Annotated in this window: 6 protein-coding genes; all 6 read left to right on the top strand. The window is 33.0% G+C overall.

The window, feature by feature from the left end:
• On the top strand, positions 1 to 179 hold a 179-nt coding region (locus tag V7014_RS25505), incomplete at its 5' end, for a cold-shock protein (RefSeq protein WP_335511657.1).
• 376 nt (positions 180 to 555) lie between these two features.
• Complete coding sequence (locus tag V7014_RS25500; RefSeq protein WP_335511643.1) at positions 556 to 1050, top strand: CarD family transcriptional regulator; 495 nt, start codon at positions 556 to 558, stop codon at positions 1048 to 1050.
• A 221-nt stretch (positions 1051 to 1271) separates the two neighbouring features.
• On the top strand, positions 1272 to 1658 hold the full coding sequence (nrdI, locus tag V7014_RS25495) for a class Ib ribonucleoside-diphosphate reductase assembly flavoprotein NrdI (RefSeq protein WP_335511641.1): 387 nt from the start codon (positions 1272 to 1274) through the stop codon (positions 1656 to 1658).
• Positions 1621 to 3720, top strand: a complete 2100-nt coding sequence (gene nrdE, locus V7014_RS25490) for a class 1b ribonucleoside-diphosphate reductase subunit alpha (RefSeq protein ID WP_335511655.1) — start codon at positions 1621 to 1623, stop codon at positions 3718 to 3720. The genes nrdI and nrdE overlap by 38 nt, the downstream gene beginning before the upstream one ends.
• 18 nt (positions 3721 to 3738) lie before the next feature.
• On the top strand, positions 3739 to 4713 hold the full coding sequence (gene nrdF / locus V7014_RS25485) for a class 1b ribonucleoside-diphosphate reductase subunit beta (RefSeq protein ID WP_335511639.1): 975 nt from the start codon (positions 3739 to 3741) through the stop codon (positions 4711 to 4713).
• A 17-nt stretch (positions 4714 to 4730) separates the two neighbouring features.
• The gene (locus V7014_RS25480) at positions 4731 to 5165 is read left to right on the top strand and encodes a dUTP diphosphatase (protein WP_335511637.1); all 435 of its coding nucleotides are present in this window, start codon (positions 4731 to 4733) and stop codon (positions 5163 to 5165) included.
• Positions 5166 to 5332 lie beyond the last annotated feature (167 nt).

The raw sequence follows: 5332 nt of genomic DNA, 5'->3' as shown, positions 1-5332 counted from the left end.
GGTTTAATGCAGACAAAGGATTTGGATTCATCGAGCGCGAAGGCGGAGAAGATGTATTCGTACATTTCTCAGCTATTCAAGGTGACGGCTTCAAAACTTTAGAAGAAGGTCAAAGCGTAACTTTCGAAGTTGAGCAAGGTCAACGTGGTCTTCAAGCTGCAAACGTTCACAAAGCTTAATTTAAGAACCAACCATACAAATTCAAGCAGATTCTTATAGGATCTGCTTTTTATTTTGTTCCTTATTAACCAAAAAGGACTTTTCTAATCAAAAATAAAAAATCTCTACCCAAAAATGGATAGAGATAAAAAGAAACAGTAACAGGTTAAATGGTTAATTTAGTATATCATACTGTACTAAAATTAACTAATTCTTTGCTTCAAAAGATTTCGACAAAAATCTTCTAGACTTAAATAAATAGAGTAATTTATTCATTAAAGTGTACGGGAAATATACATTTTTATTCATATTTGAAAAAAATTTTTTAAATTATTGACATAGGTAAAATATTGGTGGTAAAATAAAAATTTTATTCATGTGTAAGAGTATGTTATAATGGATAATGTAACATATTCGGAGGTGGATTATTTGTTTCAAATTGGTGACAGTATTGTATATCCATTGCATGGAGCAGGTGTGATTGAAGCTATTGAGAAGAAGGAAGTGTTAGGGGAATATCGACAATATTTTGTCATTAAGCTATCAATCAATAATCTACAAGTCATGATTCCTATTGAGAACATAGCTAAACTAGGTTTACGACCAGTAATTGATTGTGAAAAATTGGAAGATGCATTGGAGAACTATCTTGGTGGGGTTACTGATCAGTCTATTCCGGTAAAAGAAAGACTCAAAATAAATACGGATAAAATAAAGACTGGAAAAATTACAGATTGTATTGATGTTGTTCGTGATTTAAGACGTATAGAAGAAGAAAAATCACTGAACTCAAGTGAGAAGCAATTATTAAATAAAGCTGCAGCTATCCTAATGAGTGAACTAGTGCTAATTGATGGAATAACTGAAAATCAACTTAAGCGATTCTCGTAGGAATAAGATGTAATTTTCATAACTATTTTAATGAAATTTGATATAAGCCACCGAGCTATTATGCTTGGTGGTTTTTAATTTCTATTAGGGAAAAAGCATGTATAAAAAGAAGAATTAAGAAATTGCAAGGGTGAATATTATTACGATAATTTGATATAATCAATTGGTATTGCCTAAAGGTGTAATAAGAAAAAGATAAACGAGGTGTTAGAAGAGTAACTATGCTGATAGTCTATGATAGTTTAACAGGGAATGTTGAAAGGTTTGTAAATAAACTACCTAAAAAAAATGTCAAAATAATCGATGGACTACGTGTACATGAACCTTTTATCCTTGTAACCTATACAATAGGATTTGGTGGAGTACCTGAAAGTACAGCTAACTTTTTAGAAGAGAACTACTCTTACTTACAAGCTGTTGCTTCTAGTGGAAACAAAGTATGGGGATCTAATTTTGGAAGAGCAGTCGATATAATCTCAAATCAATATTTAGTACCATTAATACTAAAGTTTGAATTGAGTGGTACGAACAGAGATTTAGAGGTATTTACACGGGAGGTAGCAATACTTGATGAAAGAACAAATTCCAAAATGGTTAAAGCTGAATAATGAAATAATGATTAAAAACGATGGTGTCTTTCAATTTGAGAAAGATAAAGAAGCTGCACATAGCTACTTCGTTGATTATATTAATCAAAATACGGTTTTCTTCCACGATTTAAAGGAGAAACTAGATTACTTAATAGAGAATGATTACTATGAAGAAGAATTTCTAAGTCAATATTCTTATGAAGAAATCAAAGAAATTTTTGATATTGCTTATAATAAGAAATTTAGATTCTCTTCATATATGTCAGCATTCAAGTTTTATAATGATTATGCGTTGAAAACAAACGATCGAGAGAAAATATTAGAGCGATATGAAGATCGTATTGCGATAGTGTCTCTATATTTAGCAGATGGAGACTTTGATAAAGCGAAGAAAATTACAGAAATGATGATTAATCAAGAGTTTCAACCAGCGACACCAACCTTCTTAAATGCTGGAAGAAAACGTCGAGGAGAACTAGTAAGTTGTTTCTTGTTAGAGATGAATGATTCTCTTAATGATATCTCCATGGGTGAAAACATCGCCATGCAATTATCTAAAGTAGGTGGCGGAGTTTCTACCAATTTATCAAAAATCCGCGCAAAAGGTGAGCCAATTAAAGATATAGAGAACGCGACTAAAGGTGTAGTTGGCGTAATGAAATTACTTGATCATGCATTTCGCTATGCTGATCAAATGGGTCAACGTCAAGGGTCCGGATCAGTCTATTTGAATATTTTTCATAAAGATATTGATGATTTCCTTGAAACGAAGAAAATTTCTGCAGATGAAGATGTGCGAGTAAAAACATTGTCAATCGGAGTTGTTATTCCTGACAAATTCATTGAATTAGCTCGTGAAGATAAAGACATGTATGTATTCTATCCTTATTCAGTTTATAAAGAACATGGTGAATTCCTTGATGAAATGAACATGACGAAGATGTACCACAAGCTAGTGGACAATCCGAACGTTAGAAAAGAAAAAATTAATCCGAGAAGATTATTAGAGAAAATCGCGGCACTTCGTTTTGAATCCGGCTACCCATATATTATGTTTAAGGATAATGTAAATGATGTTCATGCGAATAATCACATTTCAGAAGTAAAATTCAGTAATTTATGTTCAGAAGTGTTACAGGCATCTACGGTATCTACTTATACAGATTATGGTGAAGAGGATGATATTGGCTTAGATATTTCTTGTAATCTTGCATCCATGAATATCGTTAATGTAATGGAGAACAAAAGTATTAAGGAAACAGTAAAGCTCGGTATAGATGCATTGACAACTGTATCTGAAAAGACAAATATAAAAAATGCTCCAGCCGTTCAAAAAGCTAACACATTAATGAGAAGTGTTGGTTTAGGCGCTATGAATTTACATGGTTATTTAGCGAAAAACAAAATTAGTTATGAAAGTGAAGTAGCGCGAGATTTTGCGAATACTTTCTTTATGCTGGTTAATTATTATTCAATTGAGCGTTCGATGGAAATCGCAAGAGATACAGGTGTTAAATATTATCGTTTTGAAGATTCTACTTATGCGACAGGAGAATACTTTAAACAGTATCTTCAGGAAGACTTTTCGCCTCAAACAGAGAAAGTACAGGCACTGTTTGAAGGAATCGAAATTCCAACTAGGGAAGATTGGACAAATCTGAAGGATGAAGTTGCGAAGTATGGTTTAACGAATAGTTACCGATTATGTATTGCGCCTACGGGATCGATTTCCTACGTGCAGTCTTCTACAGCTTCTGTAATGCCTATTATGGAACGAATTGAAGAGCGCACATACGGAAATTCGAAAACATATTATCCTATGCCTTATTTAAGTAAAGAAAACTGGTTTTTCTATAAAGAAGCTTATGATATGGACATGTTTAAAGTAGTTGATATGATTGCTACTATTCAACGACATGTTGACCAAGGTATTTCGTTCACTCTTTTCTTAAAAGATACAATGACAACAAGAGATTTAAACAAAATTGACCTATATGCACACCATAAAGGAATTAAGACACTATATTACGCAAGAACAAAGGATACAGGTCAAGAAGGCTGTTTATCTTGTACAGTTTAAGAGAGGGGATATGAATTAATGAGCAAAGTATTTGATGCGGCAAACTGGTCAAAACATGACGATAACTTTACACAAATGTTTTACAATCAAAATACAAAACAATTCTGGCTTCCTGAAGAGATTAGTTTAAATGGTGATTTGTTAACATGGAAGTTTCTAAATAAATTAGAAAAAGACACATATAAGAAAGTATTAGCGGGATTAACGTTGCTTGATACAGAGCAAGGTAATACTGGTATGCCCAAAATAGCTGAAAGAGTTGAAGGTCACCAGCGAAAAGCTGTCCTAAACTTTATGGCGATGATGGAAAATGCTGTGCACGCAAAATCTTATTCAAATATCTTCCTAACGTTGGCTTCAACAGAGGAAATTAACGAAGTATTTGAATGGGTCAAACAAAATAAGTACTTGCAATATAAAGCGAAAACGATTGTTGGCATTTATAATGATATTCAAGATGATGACGAAATCAGTTTATATAAAGCTATGGTAGCATCTGTTTACTTAGAAAGCTTTTTATTTTACAGTGGTTTCTATTATCCATTGTATTTCTATGGTCAAGGTAAATTGATGCAAAGTGGAGAAATTATTAATTTAATAATTCGCGATGAAGCCATACACGGCGTATATATAGGTTTATTAGCGCAAGAAATTTATAATAAACAAAGTGAAGAAATAAAACAATCATTAAAAGAATTCGCTTATGATTTATTAAAGGACTTATATGATAATGAAATGAGATATACAGAAGATGTATACGATCAAGTAAACTTAGCATCCGATGTTAAGAAATTCGTACGTTATAATGCTAATAAAGCCCTACAGAACCTTGGTTTTGCTCCATTTTTTGAAGATGAAGAAGTGAATCCAATCGTCTTGAACGGGTTAGATACGAAAACAAAGTCACATGACTTCTTTTCTATGAAGGGCAATGGCTATAAAAAGGCGAAAGTGGAGCATTTACGTGACGAAGATTTCTATTTCAATGATTAAAGGAGCAATATAGGACCGTGACGAAACAAATTAAAGTAAAGTATTTTGATAAAGAATTAGAAAAAATTAATAAACTGGCAATCGGTGATTGGATTGATTTACGTGCCGCTAAGACAGTAGAGCTCAAGCAATTTGATTTTGCTTTAATCCCACTTGGCATTGGCATGAAATTGCCTGAAGGATATGAAGCGAATGTAGTACCACGCTCAAGTACATTCAAGAACTTCGGTGTCTTACAAACGAACTCGTTTGGTGTCATTGATGAATCATATTGTGGAAATGAAGATCAATGGTTTTTCCCAGCATTAGCGATGAGAGATACAGTGATTCAAAAAGGCGACCGAATTTGTCAATTCCGCATAAACAAGAAGATGGAAACGGTAGAAATTCTTGAGGTTGAAGAGTTAGATGAAGTGAGCCGTGGTGGCCATGGTTCAACTGGAACCAAATAAAAGAAAGATACGAAAGGAGACCATAGTATGTGGTCTCCTTTTTAGAATTTAACAATTTCTAAGAAAGTGAATGATCGAGGTGGATAGCGTTTTTAATTTGAATCACGTTTAAATGTATTATAAATATATTTAAATGATTTTTCATCAGCAATGATCGCTGTTAATAT

It is taken from the genome of Bacillus sp. JJ722 (genome assembly GCF_036963345.1).
Taxonomy (GTDB): domain Bacteria; phylum Bacillota; class Bacilli; order Bacillales; family DSM-1321; genus Bacillus_AD.
Note: the sequence above shows the minus strand (reverse complement) of the source record. Positions and strands in the feature narration are given on the sequence as shown.